At 65.5% G+C, this 20,721-nt stretch carries 19 protein-coding genes and 1 pseudogene; 4 read left to right on the top strand and 16 right to left on the bottom strand.

The window, feature by feature from the left end; all coding sequences use genetic code 11:
• Window positions 1–21 precede the first annotated feature (21 nt).
• Window positions 22–387, bottom strand: coding sequence for a hypothetical protein (locus tag F9C12_RS34710; protein ID WP_409463237.1), 366 nt, complete (start codon window positions 385–387; stop codon window positions 22–24).
• 68 nt (window positions 388–455) lie between these two features.
• On the opposite strand from F9C12_RS34710, the gene F9C12_RS34705 reads away from it, so the two are divergent.
• Window positions 456–1,031 (top strand): ESX secretion-associated protein EspG, encoded by a 576-nt coding sequence (locus F9C12_RS34705; RefSeq protein ID WP_409463236.1) that lies wholly within the window; start codon window positions 456–458, stop codon window positions 1,029–1,031.
• 813 nt (window positions 1,032–1,844) lie between these two features.
• Here F9C12_RS34705 and F9C12_RS34700 read toward each other — a convergent pair.
• The 5 genes from F9C12_RS34700 to F9C12_RS34680 all read right to left on the bottom strand — a co-directional run bounded on the left by F9C12_RS34700 (window position 1,845) and on the right by F9C12_RS34680 (window position 8,460).
• A complete protein-coding gene (locus F9C12_RS34700) occupies window positions 1,845–2,153 on the bottom strand; it encodes a hypothetical protein (protein WP_409463235.1) in 309 nt (102 codons plus the stop codon).
• 2 nt (window positions 2,154–2,155) lie between these two features.
• On the bottom strand, window positions 2,156–4,123 hold the full coding sequence (locus tag F9C12_RS34695; protein ID WP_409463234.1) for a polymorphic toxin-type HINT domain-containing protein: 1,968 nt from the start codon (window positions 4,121–4,123) through the stop codon (window positions 2,156–2,158).
• Window positions 4,124–4,828: 705 nt separating this feature from the next.
• A complete protein-coding gene (locus F9C12_RS34690) occupies window positions 4,829–5,323 on the bottom strand; it encodes an aldehyde dehydrogenase family protein (RefSeq protein WP_409463233.1) in 495 nt (164 codons plus the stop codon).
• Between the two features lie 374 nt (window positions 5,324–5,697).
• A complete protein-coding gene (locus F9C12_RS34685; RefSeq protein ID WP_409463232.1) occupies window positions 5,698–6,543 on the bottom strand; it encodes an enoyl-CoA hydratase/isomerase family protein in 846 nt (281 codons plus the stop codon).
• Between the two features lie 228 nt (window positions 6,544–6,771).
• Window positions 6,772–8,460, bottom strand: coding sequence for a hypothetical protein (locus F9C12_RS34680; protein WP_409463231.1), 1,689 nt, complete (start codon window positions 8,458–8,460; stop codon window positions 6,772–6,774).
• 471 nt (window positions 8,461–8,931) lie between these two features.
• Here F9C12_RS34680 and F9C12_RS34675 point away from each other — a divergent pair, with 471 nt between their 5' ends.
• Window positions 8,932–9,837, top strand: a complete 906-nt coding sequence (locus F9C12_RS34675; RefSeq protein WP_409463230.1) for a hypothetical protein — start codon at window positions 8,932–8,934, stop codon at window positions 9,835–9,837.
• Window positions 9,838–10,418: 581 nt separating this feature from the next.
• A pseudogene (locus tag F9C12_RS34670) lies at window positions 10,419–10,823 on the top strand (LysR substrate-binding domain-containing protein); the annotation flags it as partial.
• 140 nt (window positions 10,824–10,963) lie between these two features.
• On the opposite strand, the gene F9C12_RS34665 reads toward F9C12_RS34670, so the two are convergent.
• The 3 genes from F9C12_RS34665 to F9C12_RS34655 all read right to left on the bottom strand — a co-directional run bounded on the left by F9C12_RS34665 (window position 10,964) and on the right by F9C12_RS34655 (window position 12,586).
• On the bottom strand, window positions 10,964–11,086 hold the full coding sequence (locus F9C12_RS34665) for a hypothetical protein (RefSeq protein WP_409467171.1): 123 nt from the start codon (window positions 11,084–11,086) through the stop codon (window positions 10,964–10,966).
• Window positions 11,087–11,165: 79 nt separating this feature from the next.
• On the bottom strand, window positions 11,166–11,459 hold the full coding sequence (locus F9C12_RS34660; protein WP_409463229.1) for a hypothetical protein: 294 nt from the start codon (window positions 11,457–11,459) through the stop codon (window positions 11,166–11,168).
• A 527-nt stretch (window positions 11,460–11,986) separates the two neighbouring features.
• Window positions 11,987–12,586 (bottom strand): restriction endonuclease, encoded by a 600-nt coding sequence (locus F9C12_RS34655; protein ID WP_409463228.1) that lies wholly within the window; start codon window positions 12,584–12,586, stop codon window positions 11,987–11,989.
• Window positions 12,587–12,855: 269 nt separating this feature from the next.
• On the opposite strand from F9C12_RS34655, the gene F9C12_RS34650 reads away from it, so the two are divergent.
• Window positions 12,856–13,245 (top strand): hypothetical protein, encoded by a 390-nt coding sequence (locus F9C12_RS34650; RefSeq protein WP_409463227.1) that lies wholly within the window; start codon window positions 12,856–12,858, stop codon window positions 13,243–13,245.
• Between the two features lie 268 nt (window positions 13,246–13,513).
• Here the strand turns inward: F9C12_RS34650 and F9C12_RS34645 are convergent, their stop codons facing one another.
• From F9C12_RS34645 to F9C12_RS34615, 7 genes are all read right to left on the bottom strand, one after another.
• The gene (locus F9C12_RS34645) at window positions 13,514–14,551 is read right to left on the bottom strand and encodes an exonuclease domain-containing protein (RefSeq protein ID WP_409463226.1); all 1,038 of its coding nucleotides are present in this window, start codon (window positions 14,549–14,551) and stop codon (window positions 13,514–13,516) included.
• Between the two features lie 282 nt (window positions 14,552–14,833).
• Window positions 14,834–16,768: a hypothetical protein gene (locus F9C12_RS34640; protein ID WP_409463225.1), complete on the bottom strand. Its 1,935-nt coding sequence runs from the start codon at window positions 16,766–16,768 to the stop codon at window positions 14,834–14,836.
• A complete protein-coding gene (locus tag F9C12_RS34635) occupies window positions 16,768–17,430 on the bottom strand; it encodes an SAVMC3_10250 family protein (RefSeq protein WP_409463224.1) in 663 nt (220 codons plus the stop codon). Before F9C12_RS34635 ends, F9C12_RS34640 begins: the two co-directional genes overlap by 1 nt.
• 169 nt (window positions 17,431–17,599) lie before the next feature.
• A complete protein-coding gene (locus tag F9C12_RS34630) occupies window positions 17,600–17,947 on the bottom strand; it encodes a hypothetical protein (protein WP_409463223.1) in 348 nt (115 codons plus the stop codon).
• 343 nt (window positions 17,948–18,290) lie between these two features.
• Window positions 18,291–18,872, bottom strand: coding sequence for a hypothetical protein (locus F9C12_RS34625; RefSeq protein ID WP_409463222.1), 582 nt, complete (start codon window positions 18,870–18,872; stop codon window positions 18,291–18,293).
• Window positions 18,821–19,258 carry a helix-turn-helix domain-containing protein gene (locus tag F9C12_RS34620; RefSeq protein ID WP_409463221.1) on the bottom strand — a complete coding sequence of 146 codons (438 nt, stop codon included), beginning with the start codon at window positions 19,256–19,258 and terminating at the stop codon, window positions 18,821–18,823. Before F9C12_RS34620 ends, F9C12_RS34625 begins: the two co-directional genes overlap by 52 nt.
• A 976-nt stretch (window positions 19,259–20,234) precedes the next feature.
• On the bottom strand, window positions 20,235–20,717 hold the full coding sequence (locus tag F9C12_RS34615; protein ID WP_409463220.1) for a hypothetical protein: 483 nt from the start codon (window positions 20,715–20,717) through the stop codon (window positions 20,235–20,237).
• Window positions 20,718–20,721: the final 4 nt, after the last annotated feature.

Here is a 20,721-nt window from a genome sequence, read left to right as displayed (position 1 = left end):
TCTGCTGCGGGGTCCACACCATCACCCGCGACGGAATCTCTCCCGTCTCCCGCCACCGCGCCACCCGCTCGTCGGTCCACACCTTCGCGGTCGGGCGTTTGGCCGGGGGGGCAACTCCACCAACGACGCGACATTGACCGTGAGCAGGCCTTCCTTCACCGCCGGGCTCAGCGCCGCCCGCAGCGTTTCCCGGATCCGCCGGATCGAGGTCGGACCGACCGGCCGCTGCCACTTCACCGCCGCGACCTTGCGGGGATCCTTGCTGGCCCGGTACTCGGCGATCACGTCGTTGTGCTCCACGATCGCGTCGAACATGCCCTCCAGATGCGCCACCCGCAGTTTGTCCCGCCGCATATGTCCCAGATGCGGCCGCAGATACAGCCGCACATGCGACTCGTAGGAACGGTAGGTGTTGCGGGAGCGGGTTTTCTTTTTCGTCGCGAGAAACGCGGTGGTTGACCCCGCAGTTCCGGGCCACCGTGGAACTGCTCGCCGCACCCGCCCGCGAGTGCTACTCCTGGACCGCGTTCACCCACCGCCCGCACGACGACGGCGCGTTCTTCGTCGCCGCGGCCGGACGCGACGCCGTCCGCCTGATCACCGACCACCAGTCGATCCAGCTCGACCCCATCCAGCCCCACAACCTCGCCACCGCACTCGTCGAGGCCCTGCCGGAACACCCACCAGCCCGGATGACAACCCTGCGGATCCCCACGACCTACCTCGAGGACACCGACGCCGACCCCCTCTCGGAAATGTCCGGACACGCCGACGACCTGCGCCACCTCCTGCGAAGCGAACGCACGGCTGTGCACAAACTCCACGCCGCGGTCGGACACGGTGCCGATCGTGTCCACAGCACTGCCCTGACCGTTTACGACCTCACCCACAGAGGCCGCATGCTCGCGTTCACCAGCGACGCCCCAGACGGCGGACTGGAAGCCACCGTCTGCAGCGGCAACCGCACCAACCTCGTCGACGCACTCAACCTCACCCTCAACGGACTCATCGGACCGCAGCCGCGGCGGTAGACGCAGATCGCGTGCGTCTACCGCCACGAACCTTGGCCTGCCCCGAGCTTCCGCACTCACGAACGGCATGACGAACGAAAGCGTGCGCAGGCAGCGAAATCCGCATGAACCCGCGCTCAGTCGACCATCCGCCGACGTTCACCGTCACCTCGTTCTGCACTCAGCACTGGCTCCATGGATACAGAACGCTGAACTGGTCGAACGGATCGTTCAAATCCTCGTCCCGAGCCAGATCGTCGACAGCGATCGACGCCTCAGAGAGCACGTCCGCGGCCGCAAGCAAGCCAGCGACCGCCTGCACTATCGCCGCATACCGACCAGGCCGCACATCGGGGTGGCAACTGCACCCGAAACTCACGAGGTCCCACCCGCGAAAGACTGCCTGTCATCAGTTGGCAACACCAACCCATGCCAAGGCACCGCCGCGAACGGTGTTAGGTGGTCCACCATGTCCAGCACGGCGAGGGCCGGCTCATCGACGCCACACCATCGGCCTCAACGAAGTCGTTCGTAAAGGCTGGCAGCCGGGCCTGCGTCCGCGAAGCGCGCCGCCTGGCCACCGTCACAACTGGACGAGCTGATGCGCACCGAGAGGTGGTCCGTCGTCTGACCTCCCGAGCCCGACGGGAGCGCGCGGCCTTCGGCAGACCCGCTCGCGCGGCCTCGGGCCACCCGCGCAATCGAGCGTCTCGGCATCGGCCCCTGCCTGCCGACCAGGCGGTACGCCCGCGGGTAGACCGCGGCATTCTGCTCCCGAGGAGGCACAGGCGGAAGAAGGCGTGAGAGCGTGACGCAATGACAGGAATACATCAGTCAGTCGGCGACAGGAGGCTTCTCCATGTAAACCTTACGGTAGTCGCGTCCAATCCAGCTTGAATCTGGATCGCCAACATGAATCAGCGCTTCGGACTTTATCCGACCCGGCAAGAGTGCGTCAAGTTCGGACATGATGTCGTCTATGTCCTCCTGAATTTCGCTCGTGAGTTGCCGAACCGCGAAGTGGACGATTACGTTTTCGTCGTCCATCTGAACGGAAATCGCTTGCATTTTAGCCGAGATCAAGCCGATCGCGGCTTGGACGACTTGCAGGACAAGAACATTCTCGCGATCCAGGCTCTGCATTCTCACGGCTTCCAGTTCGGATCAATCGGAACGACGCTCACGCTATTCACTCCCTTAATCATGAACACGTTTGTCGGTTGATCGACATGTCCGGCTCCAGGGTTGTTATTGTAGCCGGTAATCGCGGGGTATCGAACCACGACTTGCCCCTTGCTTGGAATGCTGCCAAGTACCGTTGCCCGGTTCGCGTGGTAGGCGTCGAGAACCTGTTGTGCGTCGGCCGCATTTTTGAAATATCCGCCGCCAGCGTACAGAGGAGCTCCTTGCACGTGCCTCGACTGCTTCTGCGCGCTGATCCTGGTGTTGATCGGGCACGGCTGTGCGTTGTGCACCAGCACCGCCGTGTCCCCCGCGAGGACGTAAAAAGTGTGGCTGTGGGCGACGGTGAGGTTGTGGACAGTCAGAGGCGCTCGATAGGCACGGTTGGCAGCGACGCGGACGGGCCCTTCGCCAGGGCTGCCGGCCAGGGCCTCGCCGGGGAGCAGGCTGGCCGCGTTGGCCCAGACGTGCCGGTCGGGCTCCCAGAACGGATGGTTGGAGGTCGCGGTGAGGGTGCCGCTGCGGCGGCCGCCGGAGATGGCGATCTCGTCGAGGTCCTTCGGGCCTGTACCGGTGATCAGGGCGATGACGGGCTCGGCAGTGATGCGCCCGGTGTCGGGATCGGCAGTGCGCACCTGGTCGCCGGGGGCGATCCGCTCGATCGGGCGGGTGCCGCCGTCGGCGAGCAGGACGCGGGTGCCGGCCGCGAAGCTGTTGGGCGTCGGGCAGGCGTCGCGCTCTCGCTGTTGCTGGTCGAGGAGTTGGTCGACCTCGACCTGTGCGACGGCGAGTGCGTCGATCTCGGCGTCGGCGGTGTCGGTCCATCGCAGGGTGACGCGCCCTCCGCTGGCGTTGGCCTGTTGCTGGGCGCGTTGGGCGTACTCGGCGTCCACGGCGGCGAAGACGGGGCCGGCCTCGGGGTCGGTGCAGGACAGCTGCCCGGCGGTGCTGTCGCCGGTGATCGGGATCGTGGTGGGCGGACTGGTGCAGCCGCCGGCGGGGCGCCCGTCGATCCTCACGTTGGTGACGGTCAGTTTCGCGGTGACCTTGCCGCCGGTGACGCGGCTCTTGGCCTGGGCGCTCACGTCCGCCCGGTAGGACTCGGTGATGGCGCAGCCCGCTGCGCTGCAGTTGAACGTGCCCGCGGCAGTGAGGTTGAAATGGATGCCGTTGTCGACCGCGTCGGCGAGCCCTTTGGTGTCCTCGGCGAGGGTGTCGTACATCTGGTCGGCCTGGTCGCCCTCGATCGGAGCCAGGTCCATGCCCTGCGACTCCTCGCCCGTCGAGTCGGTCGCGGGGCGGGCGGAGGGCAGGTCGGGCAGGGACGATCGTTCGGTCAGCTCGGGAAGGCGGGACGGGGACAGCACGCCCTGCGGTTCGAGCCGCAGCACGCGGTGCGGCGCGTCCTTGGCCACGTACAGCGTGCCGTCGGCCGTTTCCGCGCGCAGGGCGGGCACCCCGCCGACCGACAGCGCGGGCAGGTCGGGGTCGGCGGGCGAGGGGAGGTCGGGGACGTCGGCCAGCGCGGCGGTGAGCCTGGCGGCCAGGTCCTGCGGGGGCGGGAACTCCTTGATGAGGTTGCCGTACATGTATTCGTCGTTGGGGTCGCCGCTTTTCCACTTGCCCAGGCGTCCGGGGTGGTCTCGCTGGAATTTGGTGTAGACCTTGCCTCCGACCCGCAGCACTCCTTGGTCGAGCCTCTCCAGGCCCGGGGTGCCTGTGACGCCGAACTGCTCCCCGAACCGGGTCGTGGTGATGTCCCGTTTCTCGCCGTAGATCGCGGTGTCGGTGTAGCGCACGCCCTCCGCCGCGGCGAGCCGGTCGAGCGCCTGCTCGAACGCCGCCCGGTCCTTCGGCGACGACGGCCACGCCAGCCAGGTCACCAGCGCCGCGACCAGAACCACGACCACCCCGAGGACCCCGAACACCACGGGCTTCCGGCGCCACCGACGCGAACCCCGGCCCGGCGGGTGCTGCTCGGCAGGCGGCTGCTGAGAAAACTCCGGTACAGTCACGACTCCCCCAAACTACGACAAGGCGGATCCAAACGACGACCCAACGTAAGCAGCTCCGGATGAGCTTTCGATGACACCGGGAACTCGAATATTCCAGCCATGCCCGGCATGCCGCGGGCCGGGAATGTAACGCAGGGCTTGCCATATCCGACCCAAAGCCGCGACTGTGCCGAGGATCGGGGAGGGACCGATGTGCCGAGCGAAACGAGGGCTGTTCTCGCGCGGGCTGATGTCGGAAAGGGGTTTTCCGGTAGGCGCTGCCGGAGCGTGGTCGGGCTGGCCGGGGCCGGCGGAATCGGCGAGCGGGATGACGGGGGCAGTACTGCCGCCGAACTGAGGACCGCATCGCCGCGGTGCGCGAGAGCGCCCGGCACGCATCGTCGACCGGATAATCGACGAGCCCGGCACTGCTCCCGGCGATCGCCCAGCTACCCGCCCTGCCGGCGAGGGGTGGCACCGGGTTGGAACGCGACGGTGGACAGGGATTTGGCGGCCGGGGTGAGGGTGGGTGTGGTGCCGGGCACCACACCCACCGGATGCTCGGCTACAGCGCGATGCACTTCGTCGTGGTCAGTTCCCAGAAGCCTGCGACGCCGCCCTCTCGGCCGAAGCCGGACAGCTTCATGCCGCCGAACGGGCCGGTGAGTCGGGGGAACGTGGCGTTGATGGCGAACACCCGGTGCGCACCCGGCGGGCGACGGCGTGGGCTGCGTCCGTGTCGCGGGTGAACACCGAGCCCGCGAGGCCGTAGCGCGAGTCGTTCGCGAGGGCGACGGCTTCGTCGAGGCTGTCGAATGGAATCACGCAGAAGACCGGGCCGAAGAGCTCGTTCTGCGCGACTTCCATGTCGTTCGTGACTCCGGTGAGGAGGGTCGGTTCTAGGTACCACCCGCAGTCGAACCCGGCGGGGCGGGATCCGCCGTAGGCCACGGTCGCGCCTGCGGCGACGGCCCGGGCGACGTAGCCTTCGGCGCGGTCGCGGAACGTCTGTCCGGCCAGCGGGCCCCACTGGGTGGCCGGATCCGGCGAGTCGCCGATCTTCAGCGCGGCGAACCCGGCCGCCAGCCGTTCCACCAGTTCGTCGCGGATCTTGCGGTCCACCAGGATCCGGGTCATCGCCACGCAGATCTGTCCGCTTCAAGACATCGGCGACGAAATCAACTGGTAGGCCTGCAGCAGATGTCGGCCCGGCCGCGCATTAGCAGTTTCCGCGCAGGGAACGAGTAAGAGATAGCGCGGGATCGTCCCCGCTCAACTGCCCGATCTGCCCAGGCCAGCTGATTTCGTCGGCAGCCCGCAAATTTGCTCACCGGCCTGGCCGATATAGTCCCGGATCACGTCATCGCCCATCGCCTCTCACCGGGCGCGGAAACACTCGGCGCGAGGTTGGCCAGCCGCGCCGAGAGAATGCCGCCTTAGAGCGTGTCAGTGGTGGTGTCTCGGAAGGCGCGTCACCTCACCCAGTGGGCTCATCCTCAGGAACTCCTTGATTAGCGCCAAGACACGGCCCTGCACGCAACCGGCCCATCACGGCTGGATGCGAGATCTCGTCGAAGCAGGCCGTCTCTGCCCCCCTCCCGGATGGCGTCGACCAGTCCCCACTGCAGCACGGTTTCCGCAGCCAGAACGCAACCGGACAACGCGAGGTAGAACGTGCGCCACCGGCCGATGCGGTGCGGGATCGAGACCGTCCCGCCGGCACCGGGGATCAAACCCATGCTCACTTCGGGCAGCCGGAACGTGGTGCCCGGCTCGGCGAACACCCGGCCGGCGAACGCAGGCAACTCGATCCCCGCTCCGATGCAGCTGCCCTGGAGCCGGACCTCGATCCGATCCGCGAGCCGGTGCAGCAGCCGACCAGCACCGGCACTGGTGCGGACAAAGTGTGCGGTCGCGAGATCGGGCGTGGTGCCGAACTCGTCGAGGTCGCCGCCCGAACAGAATGAAGGCCCTTGTCCGTCGAGCACGATCCGCGTAATGCCGTTGTCCAGCAGGGCGAGCCGCAGTGACTCGACGAGGGCATCACGCAGTTCCCTGCCGTAGGCATTGCGCCGTTCCGGCCGGTTCAGCGTGATCTGGAGGGTGCCCTCGGCGCGATCGACCAGCACGGGCGCGCAGTTCGCGCTGGAAGGCAATGGCCGCGCACCGCGCTCATCCAGCCAGCGAGCGAACTCTCGGCCGCCAAGCAACGTCGAGTAGGCGAAGGACTCCAGCGTGAGGCCGACGGTCACGTCGCGCGGCGAGGATCGCAGGACCTCGGCGAGCGCGAGCGTGGCCTGCGGATTCGCCTCAGCGAGGACGCGCAACCGATCGGCCTCGACAGGAGGCTCGCTCACGGCGACCAGCTCCCGTGCCGCTGCTGTGTCCGGCGGTACGAGGCGTCGGTGTCATCGCGATGGCCACGATCGCCGTCCGGTGCATCCGCACGACCACGACTGGCAGGTCGCAACAGCCGACGACGGCGAGCGCCGCGGCGCACAGCTCTAGAAACTGTTCGTAGTCCGGCGCGGCAGGAAGAATCCCAAGCCGTGCCGGCGATCTTCCGCCCTTCGTCGTGCTTGGCCTTAGTCGACTGCGGTAAGCACGAACGACACATCGCGCCAGTGCAAGGCTGTCCGGTATGCCTTCTCGACTACTCGAACGATCTCAGGTATCGGAGCTCCGTCGTCTTCGCGGCAGCGATCGATCTTCTGCTTGAGCACGGGCCATAGCTGCTCCGCCAACGCTACTTTGCTCGGCTCGTAATTCCAGTCCCACCACACGTTCTTGATATCTACGTTGCGGTGCCCGGTCCGCGCCCGCGCCCTCAACGCCGCCAGCGCACCGACGAGATCAACACGGCTCAGGCCGTTCACGGTGTCGTGGATCGCCATGATCGCATCGGCGAGCTCTTCGTCCGTGAAATGCGCAAACTCGTAACATGAGGCGGACCAGCGGTGAATGTCGACAAGCATGCTCAGCTCTTCGTCAGTGGTCTTGGCACCTTGCGCAAGCAGTACTTGTCGAATCTCCTCAAGGATGCCGTCGCGAGTCCGCTCCCACTTGTCCGCAGCGAACTTGCCCTCTGGGTCTACCGCAACCATCAAGCAGGTCGGCGGCTTGAGGAGGTCCCAATGGTGGTCGGTCTTGCGCCCAGCGATCAGCGGTGCCGCCGCGAGAGCCGCGACCTTCTGGAGATCCTTGGTCGTCCCGCCGAGATGCAGGACCCGGACCAACTCTGGAGCAACCCGGTATCCCAGCTCGGCGGCGATTCTCGGGACGTGCCGCTGCTCGCTTTCGCCTTCAACGGCTAACACGACACGAGGATGCGGCGAGAGCCCGAGACTCATCAGGTCTTCGTCCAAGCTGCTATCGCGGCGACTCAACCGCTCGTGCAACGGATGTGCTGACGTCGGCGACGGCTCCGGCAACTGCTTCGCCAAACCACGATCGGCGAGGTCTTCATGGAAAAGGAGAAGGATCTCAGCTGTCTGCCGCATGTCCATTGCCGCGAGCGCGGGGCCTTTGAGTTGCTCCCATGCCTTCCGCGGCGCGCGGCGGGCGAGCTCGCCCCAGGAACCGCCTAAAGGATCGATCCGGGCGGCCGAGCTGAGCAACGACTCGGCGTCCTCGGCAGCTTGCTCGGCGGAGTAGCCCAGAGTGTCGCTCACGGCCACGGGGTCGAACGATGCGCGGTACGGGGACCATTGCTTGAATGTCGTGTTCGACAGGTGTACGAAATCGGGATCGAGTGTGGGCCCGTACCGCGCCTCGAGTGCAGTTGCAGCGATGGCGATACGCCTAAAGTCGGCTGCCTCCTCGATCAGGTATGGACCCGGATCAGGCAGTTGCACTCGACGCTTGCTGCCGCGCCAGGTCTCCCGGCGTCCCTCCAGCAACCACGCGATCGTCGACAATAGGTGCAGCTGATGCCAGGAGTAGATCAAACCGTCCCACCATCGGCGGCCGAAGCGAGTCTGCCGGGCGAACGACAGGTGCGGCCGAAACGGCATCGCGGCAAGGTCGCGCAGCCTGCCGGCCTCACGTGCCAGCCGCAACTCGGTGAGCAAGGTGCCGTTCGGGCGCGGTCCGTCGCCGTTGGGTACCGCCAACGAAGGATCTGGTTCGTTCTGCACCCAGACGAAGGGGATCAGCAGGCGACGCCGATAGAGCTCGCGGACAGTTTGGATGTTGAGATCAAAGCCACGACGCCTAGCCTCGGAGATGAATTTCTCCGGGCTCAACGGCGGTCGCTGCGTGAAGACCCACGGCATGGATGCAACTACCAACGGTGACGGTGAGTTAGCTCCCACGACGTTGTCGGGACGAAAATGTGCCATGATTCCAGCCCTAGTCGTACGCAGTGAACGTTCCGTTGACCACGGATATCGTGACCGCCGACGGTTTCGCTACCCACGTCCGAACACCTTCGACCACAGGGCCGGAGAACTCGGCAGTTGAATCCCGTCGTCACCGGCGAGCCTCTGTCGAGACCTGGCGAGCAACGCGCGCGACTACTCAGGCCCGGTGGCGTCGAGGCGATCCGACGCTCTTCGACGAGTGGTCTACCGCGCAATGGCCCGGGAGCGCTGAGCCAACGCCGACAGCGGACGAAGCAACGAAGCCGTCAGGAAGACCCGGGGAACGGTCTTCGACGCCGTCCGCCTCCTCGATCGGGTGAACTCGCGCTTCGCCGCCGTCTCGATGGCAAGGTTTGTCGGTGGTGCCTGCTCGGATCTTCGCTTATGAAGATCATGGCGTTTTCCGACGTGCTTGCTGCGTTCCACTCTGCCAGCACCGATTCCCTGGCCACACAGGCCGATCAGATCATCCAGGCTGCTCAGAAGCAGGGGCTGCGGGTGCTTCCTGGCCGGGTCGACGCCAGCAGCCTCGTTGAACTCGATTCGGCGGCACTGGCAGCCGACGAGGTCGTGACCGCTGCGGCGACTGCGGGTACGCAACTGCTCTACCTCCGCCGGGTCGTACTGGACCAGGCGACAGTGGACGCGGTGTTGGAGGGCGTGGAAGCCAGCGCGGAACGGACCACAGCGCGAAAGGCGTTGGCCCGGATCGTCGGCTGGACCGGCTGCATCGAGGTCGGCTTCGCCCATCACGGCGTCCTGCATCTCTGGGAGGCGAGCATGCCCTGGCATGACAGTCTCGAGGAACTTTCCATGTCTGAGCCGTCGGAAATGGGTCACGACTCCTTCGAGGACGTCAGGCTCGACGAGGGACAAATCGCCGAGCTCGCCGGGCAGCTCGCCGCCTCGCAGGAGTTCCGCCGAGCTCGATGGAGCGAGCGCGAAGCCGTCGCCGAACAACTCCCAGTCCTCGCCGCGCTGAAGTCGAACCCGAAGATTCCGCGCTGGACAGTTTCGTCCGTGATCGGAAAAGCCAGCGACGTAGTCCGGTTGCAAGCTGATGACTGCGCCACCGCGTTGGAAGCCCGCAAGGAGGAACTGGCGGCCGCACTGGCCGCGGACTCGAAGTTCAGTGCGATCCGCACCGCCGAAGCGCGCCTGCGATTCACCGAGACATGGATCCGCAACCATTCCGACGGCCTGCCGATCGGCCACTGGCTGCTCAAGGAACTGGTCAAGCTCGCCGTCGATACCCGAAAGAAAGGCAACCCGACTCAGCTGACGCTGTAGCCAACTTGCCGGAGCACCGTAGGCGAAGCCCGAGGGCACGGACGACTTCCCTGGCTTTGGGGGCTATCCGCAACTCGCCAGCACCATCTCGCCACAAATTCGGTGACAACCCCCCGCTCCTCACCTGCACCACAGGAAACGAGCCTGTCTGGAGCGTCCTGCTAGGCGCTGTGATCTGCGGGCCTTCACCTGGGTCGGCGGACAACTCCCAGAACATCAACGAGACTCGGCACCACGGACTTGCCAGATTACGGGCAGCGCACCGTTCGCGGAGCCCGCTCAGCACCGGCTCGCAGAGCTGCTGCGAGCACGAAATCCCTTTCTTGCGTCTACCGCGGGCAGCGCGACCGCCGTTGCCGAGACAGGACGACACCAAGAAGGCAGGCCGCCCGACGACGCATTTTGCGACGCAGTCGGGTTTAGTGCGCGACCACGTACGAGTTCGTTCAGTATTTCGCCAGCTATTGCGGCCTTCAGCAATTGACCTGCGCTGACTGGACATCGACGGCGAGCGGATCTGCTGGTAAGCGATAGGCCAGCATAATCTGCTCGTGCACCCGCTGTGCGAGTGATCAACTCTTGTGGCGTTTACGCATCAACCGATCCGGATACCGGCCGACCAGGGATGCGCCGTAGTTGTTGGAGGCGCGCAACGCCTCGGTTGTGTCAGGCAGATAGCTCAGCGGCCGCATCGCTGTCCCGGTCCCGGTACGATCCATCTCGGCCAAGGCGAGCTCGGGAGTCCCTGTATATCGCTCCGGCGCAAGGAAATCGCTCTCCCGCGCGGAACCGGACTCAGATCCAGTGTCGACCACGCATCCTCGGACGCCGGCTTGACCCCGCGCATCGCCATCGAGGCCAACGACCCCCGCGTCCTGGTCGAGTTTGCCGCGCGCGGCCTCGGCGTCGCACTCGTCTCGCAGTCCATGGCCCGCACGTACGCGACCACCGCCCACACCATCACACTCCAGCCCGCGCCCCGCGCCCAAGTACTGCTCGCCTGGCGCCAAGACGGCCCGATCAGCCCCGCAGCACGCGCCCTCGTCCCGTTACGCCCGCTCCACACTGCCTACTCCGGGTGCCTAGGAGCCACCGTCAAGAGACCAGCCCGACGCCACGCCCTGCGTCAGCCAGGTGCGTCGATGCCGAGCCACGTACGGTATTCCGCGACCAGCGGGGCCACCTGATCCACATGCTCCTCTAGGAAGGTCTCCAAGGCGTAGAGGCCGTTCCAATTCTCTTTGGCCATGACGCTGTCCGGGTCGGTCATCCATTGTGGCCCGTCGCTGCAGACGGCCGAGAAGGTTGCTTCCCGCAACTCCCCTGCCTCATCGGGCCCCCTCGATTACTGTGTCGAGCAGGAGATAACGCAAGCCAAGCAACTCGAGGAGCTCTCGGTCGCGCTGCCAGGCGACGCCACCGTGGTGGGCAGTTCGCCGTTGCACCAGGCCCGGATAGACCGTCCGCACCAGCTTGCGGAGGTTCGGCACGTGGTGACCGTCCCAATACAGCGTGCCCGCCACGGTGCGGACTGTGTCTTCGTGGATGCTGCTGGATCCGAGCACCTGTGGCGTGTGATCGATCAACCGGTCACTCCAGCCGAACGCCAGGGCTTGCATCACGTCGCACGGGTTGAAGATGCGCAGGTTTCCACGTCAAGGACCGCATCGACGCCACGCAGACTGCCATCAGCGACGGGAAAGAGGACGCGTCGGATCGGTTGGCACCCGGTGCGCTGTGCGGAGTGGCTCAGGACTGCCTGCGTGACTGCCCGGCGAGCATTCGGCCTCAACCGCGGAGTTCGTTTCAGTAGTACTCCTCGATACGCTTGTAGTATCTGTAGTGATCGGGTTCGTAGGAGTCGCTCGCACGCCAGACCTTCTGCGGCGTAATCTTGAAGGTGCTGGGTTGGAAGTCGCTGAAGTTCATAAAGTCAAGCTCGTGTGCCAGCACTTCCAGGTCTTCCGGCAGCTTGACTTGGCGAGGATCAGCCCAACCCTGCGAATCACCGCGCTCCAGCGGCTGGGACCTCTCGTAGAGATAATCAAAGTGCAGCTTAAAATGCGAGTACTTGTCGTCGTAGTAGACCGCACGCGGCCGTAACTCATGGCCGACCGGAAGCGTTAGGTTGGCTACGGCGTCGAGACGTTCATCGATCCAGCTGAGCTGGTAGGAGTTTGTGCTTCCCTGACGATTGATGAGGTGGGTAAAAAAATCCCCGGGTCACGCCGACGAACTGATTCGGCGACGCGGTGGCAAACACCCGCCATCCTGCCGTCTCGGCGCTCTGGGGCATGAAACGCTGCGCCAGCGACCACCCACGCGGGGTGTCGAGCATCCGCTCCAGATCGGCACCGTCCCATATGTGGATCGGCACACCCTTGTCACGTTCGATTGCCTCGAAGCGCGTGACAAGCGCGCTGGACGGCTGGGTGGAGCATACGAGCAGAAACCCTGAAGCGCCGTGCTGTGTCACCGCGTCGACCACCCCACCGAGTTCGCCGACATCGTTGGAACTGACTGACCGACCGGCACCGCCGTTCGCGCGCGCGGTGTGCTTGCATGACACCAGCCAGCGCCGGATCTTCCGTCCAAACAACGGGTCTCCACGCTCCTCCAGCAGAAGATCACGTCCGGCGTCCTGCCCCCTGCCGGACCACCGAACCACATATCCCAAGGACCGACATAGCTCCCGCACCAGGAGTTCAAGATCCTCACCGTCAGCCGACAGTTCAGCGAAGTCAAGCACCCGTGCAGTATCCCATGCCATGACAGGACCGCAGTTCCGACGCGAAATCCCGCTTCCTAGCCCTCCGTCCCGCCGTCTATCTGGCTGGGGATCGGCTGGGTCAGGTTTCTTCGACCCATGCGCGTCGTGCGGGCCCAGGTGGCTTCGATGCAGAGGCGGACGAGGTCGGGAAGGCCGGGGCCGATCATCCAGCCGAGTCGTTCGCAGTCGGCGTCTTCCCTATTGAAATAGCCGGCATCCGGCGGGAAGATCACGAGCGGGGATTTCGGATGCGTTTTTCAGCACCTGCTGCGGAACGCGCGCGCACCGACTGGGCCGAGCACATCGTCTCGCAGAAACTGCACAACAACGGGTACAACTGCGCCGCCTCGCAAGTCCTGGTGCTCAGCAACGTCTGGGACCAGAAGGACGCTTTCCTCGCCGCGCTCCGGAAAGCGTACGCCGCAGCGCGAACGCGAACTCCCTACTACCCCGGCAGCGAAGCACGCGTCGCCGCCGCGCTCGCCGACCACCCGGACGCGGAACGCCTGGGAGACAACCGGATCCGACTGGACACCATTCCCACGGTCCAGACGATCTATCACGTGGCCGTTCTGGCGTTGCTCGACGCCGAACCGCCCGCGCCAAGCACGACGACCGAGCCGGGACCCAGTTGCTGATCGAGGTTCTGTCACTGAGCCTGCGGGCGAGGTATGCGTACGTGATCGCCGGGATTCGCTCCACATTCGAGGCCAGGTCCGTCTTGCCGGACGAGGTGGCAATTGAGGCGCAAAGAAAGCACGCCGCCGCCGCAGCCAGCGACACCGCGACAGCCGAGCCGCCGCGACCGCAGCAGGTTTCGCCGCGGCCGGGCTAATCGGTACGCCGACTTCGAGGAGATGCTCGACCACCAGGACGCCGCCGGTCTTGGTCCGTTGCGAGGCCGAGCTATCGGCGGGCCCTGGCACCGGGGGTCCACTGGGCGCGCAGCCGGTATCCGATGCGGGCGGCTTCGCTTTCGGTGACAGTGGTGCCGGGGATCTCGGGGTGGCAGACGAGTTTCAGCAGGCGGGAGCGGAGCGCGTTCTCGCTGCGGCCGAACTGCGCGATGAGCGCAGCCATCAGGTCAGCCGGGTCGTGCCCGCTGGCGCCGATCCATGTAGCACGCAGCGCCTCTTCGTCGGCGGAGGTCCAAGGGCCGCCGGCGTTGGCCGGACCGCAGCGTGGCGGAGCACCTGTGTCTGCCGGCGACGTTGCGGCTGTCGGCCACGGCGGCAGAAGGAGCGGCCCGAGCCTGGTGAGGTCGACTAATGTCCAGGCGTCCAGCTGCCCGTCAGTGCCAGTGATCCCCGGAAGCGTCCGTGGCCGCGCGGCCACGGATGGAGCTGGCGTCTGCGGCGGGTTGTGCAGGGCGGCCTGCCTGAGTTCGTGGTCGGCGTCGGGTTGCAGGCGGCGCAGGAGACCCGCGCAGGCGAGGGCGTCGGACAGCGCGGTGTGCGCGAACTGGTCGAGCATCCGCACACCCAGGTCCGCCGCGCAGCGTGCGAGTTTCGTCCTGGACTGTCGGCGCAGTCCGGCCTGCGCCGCGCGCAGCGTACACACGCTGGCGTTGCCCCAGCCGAAGCGTGGGTCCGGGTGAGGCAGCTCCGCGTCGAGAAACTGGATGTCGAACTCGGCTTTGTGGGCGACTAGCGCGCGACCGGCGAGCAGGTGAAGCAGCGTGCTCGCAACCTGTTGGATTGTCGGTGCATCTCGTACATCGTGGTCGGCGATGCCGTGCACGGCCGTGGCCTCGGCCGGGATCGGCCGCTGCGGGTTGATCAGGCTGTGCCAGGCGCGTATCGATTCCCGATACAGGTCTGCAGTAATGACCGCGATCTCCACGATCCGGTCGTCACCGGGGCGGAACCCCGTCGTCTCGACGTCAACGACGGCATAGCCGACGCGTGGCATGCAGTTCGAGGAAGCGGTGCGCATCCAAGTCATGACTGGCAGTGTGCAGGCAAGCACCGACACAAACGGCGGAGCGGCTTTACCTTCCAGCTCAAACGGACCGGTTTGGCCTCATCGCCCCTCGCCCTCACCGATTGAGCGAACTCGCAGGTGCACCGCTACGGGGGCAAGGACACACCCAGAAGGGGATCGACGTCCTCGTCAGCCACCCCGACGGCACGTCGACCGGAATCAAGTGCAAACGCGAGCAAAGGTTCGGTCCCGCGAAGACGCGGAAGGCGGTTGGCGAGCTGACAACAAGTGTCGGTCGCTGCATTATCTTCCTGATCCGGATCGCGAGCCCGCAGGCGCGCCAGGAGATCGCCAACCATCAGCCAGTGTGGACGCTCTGGGACATCGACGACCTGTCCCGTGAAGTGCGAACGCTTCCGGACCGTGACGCTGCAGTCCGCCTGGTGGACACCTACTTTTCTGACTGGCGGGAGTCGTTGCTCGGGTATTCGGGCCGTGGCCGACACACCGACGAGCTAGAAGAACGGGATCTCGATCGGCGGTTCCTCGATCACCCGGGGGGCGGACCTCGCCTCCGCCGCCTTCGTACTCCGGTGCCGTGTACGGGTGGACGTCGGGATGGGGGTATTCGTACTGGTAGGGGAACCGGGAGGAGTTGGGGTAGCCGTAGTCGTAGAACGTGGGCGGGTGCAGGTTCAGCGGGATCGGGTCGATCATCTTCAGCTTCGGAGGCGGGTTCTTCGCCGCCTCGGCCGCCGCAGCGGTCTCCTTCGCGGCCACGGCACGATCGAGTTTCGTGCTGCCGTCGCCGAGTTGCGTGATGAGGTCCGCCTGGGCCTGAACCTGCCGCGTGGCCGACTCCGTCTGGTCCCGGACCGCCGCAGTGACGTCGGTCTCCGCGACCAGCGCCGTCGCCTCCCGGCCGATCAGGGCATCCAGCTGTGCGGGATCGCGCACGGCCACGGAACTCGCGCGGTCGTAGAGCAGTTCGAGCTTCTCCTGCAGCTTCTTGTCGATCGCTTTGGAGAACGCCTCGACGATCGGGCCGGTGATCGGGATGTCCGTGGTCAGCGGCTTGAGCACTTCGAGGACCTTCGCCGAGACCAGGCTTTCCACGTGCAGAACGATCTTCTTCGGCCCTTCGGAGACCACGTCGATCGCCTTCTGCTGCCGTGCGTGGATCTTGTCCTGTGCCGTCCTGACCTGGTCCACCGTAAGATCGCCGTCCGGTGTGGACAGTGGGGTTGGGAGTTCGACCTGCGGCTTGTCGTCCAGTCCGGCCACGGCGTTCTCCCGGGTGCGCTCCTTGAGCAGCAGCGCGTCGACGTCCGGGTCGCTTACCTGGTGGTCGAGCTTGGCAATCTCGGCGTGCTGCGTCGCGCTCGACCACGCCGCGTGGACGTCCTGCACGTGCGCGACGGCGTCCCGGTACGAGGACGAGAACGCGTCGTAGACCTTCTGGTAAAGGTTGGCGGCAACGTGCTCGGAGACTTCCTGGCGGGCCTGGGCGGCCACGTCCGCGTAGCCGCTCTGGACGATTTTGATGCGCAATTGCAAGTCGTGCGAGATGTTGCCGAGCTGGAGTCCGAAAAAGGTGAACGCGGCGAGCGTGGCCAGCCCGGCGCCGATCGGCCCGGCGTGCTTGCGGTAGCCGGAAAACGTCTTGTCCAGAACGGTGACCGTGCCGGCGCGGAAGCGCATGAAACCGGTCAGGTCTTCGTCGTCGGGCGGCTTGCGCAGCCGTGCCCCCAGCAGTAGGCAGCCGAGCAGGTACAGCACGACCATCGTGACGAGCACGCCGAACGGGCTCAGCTTCAGGTCGTCCGAGAAGAACGTCGACACGTTCTCGACGGTGTGCTGCAGGGTGAGCAGCCAGCCGTAGGTCAGCCCGTCGCCGAAGATCGCGACGTACGCGGAAAGCAGCAAGTAGAAAGCGGTCCCGAGGGTGACCGGGACGATGTAGCGGACGCCCGCGTCGGCCAGGTGGTAGCGGAATCCGGACTGCTCCTCGGCCCGGGCACGATAATTCGCGCAGAACACCAGCAACAGCCACAGGAACACGAGCGCGGCGGCGAGGTGCACGACCCTCCCGGCGATGGCCGCCATACAGGTCAGCAGGACGACGCCGCTGCCGGCGATCAGGTTTCTCTTGCCCACGATCCCTTGTATCGGCGAATCGAGTGAACTTCTTAATGGTTTGAGCATCGGCGCGATCCTGCTGGCGATCTGCTCCCGCATCAGGCGGGCGCGGCGATGTGCTCGACGTAGAGAGGTGTCGCGGCCAGCAGTGTGCTCGTGTTGATCGGGATCACCGCGGTCACCCGTGCGTAGCCCGCGACCCAGGCAGAGGTGTAATGGGGCTGCAGGTGGTCGGTCAGCCGGTCCATGGCCCGCGCGACCCGTGCGAGGAACGGATGGAAAGCGGGTAGGAGTTCGACGCCATCCTCTCGGTCCCGGCTCAGTACCTCGAGGAACCGCCCCCAGCGGGACGCGAACGACCCTACGTCGAGCGGTGCGGCGGGCCCGATCAGGTGCGCACTCGAGCTGTGCAGCAGCAGACGCAACTCGCCGCCGCTGGGATACAACTCGTCCGCCTGCTCGGTGTCTAGGAAGAAGACCGCGCCGTCTGCGTCGCCGTAGCTCATCGGTGCCTCGAACTGTACCCACTGGCCCGGCCGGATCCCCGGCTCGGCGAACCATATCGGTGCCCGATCCGACGCCTCGAGCCGCGTGACGGCCGCCGCCAGCCCACGCTCGGCCTCACGGGCGGCCTTGCCGAGCTTGAGTCCGCCGACCGGCGTCGTCACCTCCGCCTCTACGTCCCGCAGGCCGAACCGCCCCGGCAAATCCGGCACCAGTTGCCGCAGCTTCGCCTGCGAGACGTAGATCAGCTCACACACCCGTCAATACTGCCCGAACCAAGGCGGAACCCGCGAGAGCGCCTTCGGTCCTGGCAGGGCTGAGCCGCTGCTGCGGTAGCTATTCGTCACCCGGGGACCGGGGATGCCCACCCACCCCAGGACTGGTGCCCGTCACCGCCGAAAACCGGTGGTTGAGGTCGGCATGCCGCTACGCCACCTCAAGCTCTGGGTTATTCCCGCTCACCGGAGCGTTCTTCGGGCGAACGACCGCTACTAGGGCCCGAGAAGTCTGTGCGGCGCCCCGAAGCTCTTTCCGGAGCGTCTCAGCTGATATTGGGCGTCCGCATCGTCGCCAGTGGTCGGCGTCGGCCTTCCGAGCCAGCTCGACTAACTTCTCGTCAAGATCACCGGTCCGGCGGGACGGCACCCTCGCCTGCTGATCATCTCCCTGCAACGCCGTCGCCGCTGTCGCCTGTTCCACGGCGTTCTCCTTCGGCTCCGCGGACGAGTGGTTGGACAGCTCCACCGATCCGGTGTCGGTTTTTTCAGCGCTCAACGCACGAAGAGCCCGGGGCCAGCCTCAGCCCACCCGATCAGCAGGAGCGGGCCAACCGTATCGAACGCTGCTTTCCCCACTGGCCAGCCCACACCGGGTCGGCAACGTTAAGCAACAAGGTCACCAAACTCGCCGCGAGCAGCAGGTGTCGGGCCGGCCGCAGCACGTCATCGCTGGCGCCGGCCAGCGCCAGGTGCCGTGTACCGACGAGTAATCCCAGGACCGTCAGGTCGAAAGCCGGTGCTACCAGAGGTGCTACGAACACCGGCCCTGTCAGTGCAGGTCGAAGCCACCGACGCCACTTTCGCACTCGTCGAACGGCCCTGACCAGATGAACCATTTCTTAACCGTCGGACTGATCTGACTCGAACCCATTCACTGGTCCTCTCCTGCGGCGAGCGACATTGCCCGCGAGGCTGCCGCCACAATGCCAAAGGCGCTTGCACCGGCAGCCTCGCTGGCCGCAGCGGAATGTTAAATACGACACCCTCGGCAGGTCGATCCAGTACGCGCAGGATTCATACACTTCGCGCAGCGATTCCATCCACACTGGACTGGCCCAAGAGGCGGCGGCACAATGCGACACCGAACTCAGGCTCTGGATGAAATCGTCGACTCGATCGCCGAGCTCCATCACGAGGTTGCGGATCTGCTGCGTGGTCCGTCTACCGTCCGGGTTCGTGGTCGTGCCGAGGACGTGGACATGGCGGCTGCCGACCTCCAGCACGAAGAACACGCAGATCCGCTTGAGAGTGAGCGCCCAGTCGACGTGGAAGAAGTCGCAGGCCAGCATCGTCGATGCCTGCGTGCGCAGGAACTGCCGCCAGGTCGCGTCGGTACGTCGGTCCGGCGCTGGAGGTATGCGCGCACGCTTCAGAATCCGCCGGATCGTCGAGGACCCGACCCGGTAGCCAAGCTTGAGCAACTCACCCTGGATCCTCTTATAGCCCAGCTGTGGTTTTCTGTAGCCATCCGTTCGATCAGCCCGGCGATCGCCTCATCAACGGGCGGACGCCCTTGCCGGCGTGGACAGGTCCACGCCGCGGCTACCAGCCGACGGTGCCAGCGCAGGATCGTGCCCGGGGTAACCAGCCGGTGTGATCGCAGCGCCTTGGGCAGCAGCCGAGCCAGCCCGGCGAACAGAGCCCGGTCAGCCCAATCCAGACGAGGTTTCGGGTTGCCTCTGCGAAGTACGGCGACCTCGTGGCGCAGCACCAGCAACTCGATGTTCTTGGACGCTGACGAACGACCGAGCAACACCAGCAGGCCCACCAGCCGGAGGAAGATCAGGTAGAGCAGACGCAGCGACATGCCCGGCGATCATGCCCTACCCGCCGAAAGAGCCATTGCCGCTGGTCAGAATGCATGATTAGACTGCTGGAACCCCCCACGGCTGCAAATTACCAAAAGCAACCGATCATATCCACGGCGTGCGGACAGCAGTACAACAAATGGGGGCCCGGGCGGGCCGGGAGCCCAAACCGGGACTGTGATGCTTGGTCTGCCTTCAATAGCTCGCCTGATAGTTCGGCCTGCACCACAGCCGCTCCGAGCCGCCGCAGCGGCCTGGTCACCTCCTGCAGATCGTTCTCGCGTCCGACAGGGACCGGCAGTTGCGCAACATATGCGACCCAGGCCGTGAAATAAGCGGCGGTCGCTGCTGTTCTCCCCGCGCGAGCGGGAGTGGTCCGCCCTACTGCCAGTTCGCGGTTTCGCCCTCCAGGTTCTTCCCCGCGCGGGCGGGCGTGATCCTTGCTGCGCATGGCGCACGGGCGTCGAGTCGGTCTTCCCCGCGCGTGCGGGGTGGTCCTGGAAGAACGGAGAAGCTTGATTTGTTCAAGACGGACCTTCCGGGGCCGCTGGGCACGGTGTTTGATCCGCGGGCAAGATCGACGGAGGTGCGGGCAGCTGGCACCCGGGCGTCCTTGCCGATCAGCGACAACCCGCCGAAACTGCCTGTCTTCGGCCATGGACACAATGCGCGCCCACGTTCCAGACGCCGTCTGCACAATCATCGAACTACTCGGCGAAAACCACGACGAAAACAGCTGCGGAATTCAGCGGTACTGTTGCCGTCGCCCGCGACGCCGACGGCACCACTTATCGCTTCAGCCTTGGAAACCCGCACGCCAACGACGCGGCACCAGAACCCGACCGCACAGAATGAGGCTGGGCAGACCATAGGCATCACAAATTGCCAGCCGCAACTGTCGTGCGTCACAGAAGCGGTCGCGAGGAAAGCCACACCGACGGTGACACATCAAGCCAACCCACTCCGCCGCCTATGCTAGTTATCCGGAACCTCTAGACCTACATCCCGCGCGAGCGCGTGCACCTCCCGATTTCTGGTCAGCGAGGGATACTCCCGCATCACTCGTTGCAGTTCCCCAGCTATGAATAAAGTGCCAGCATCCACAAATTCGTCCACGGAGCAGCGCAACGTGGCCTCCAGATAGGTTGGAGTCATACGAAGGAAATCTCGATCGAGCTCAAAGCTAATGAATTCGGGGTTTTCGGTGAAGTCGATCTTCCCGAGCGCGTTTCCCCCTCGAGCGAAAACCATCACCTCCTGGACGGCATACATCGCATCAAACAACGGAACCCATCCCCACGGAGGCCCGATCTCCACGCCACCATGGGAAATCGAAAGCCTCCCGAGAAAGTAATACCAGATCAGATCAGCCTTCGAAACGTCGGCGAGATCGCCTGACTGCGTGCACTCTCTGCCACGAGAGCCGTAGTCAAGACTTGACGAGAAAGAGATCTTCACGGGA

It is taken from the genome of Amycolatopsis sp. GA6-003, assembly GCF_046267895.1.
GTDB lineage: Bacteria > Actinomycetota > Actinomycetes > Mycobacteriales > Pseudonocardiaceae > Amycolatopsis.
This window is presented reverse-complemented; position numbering and strand designations above follow the sequence as displayed.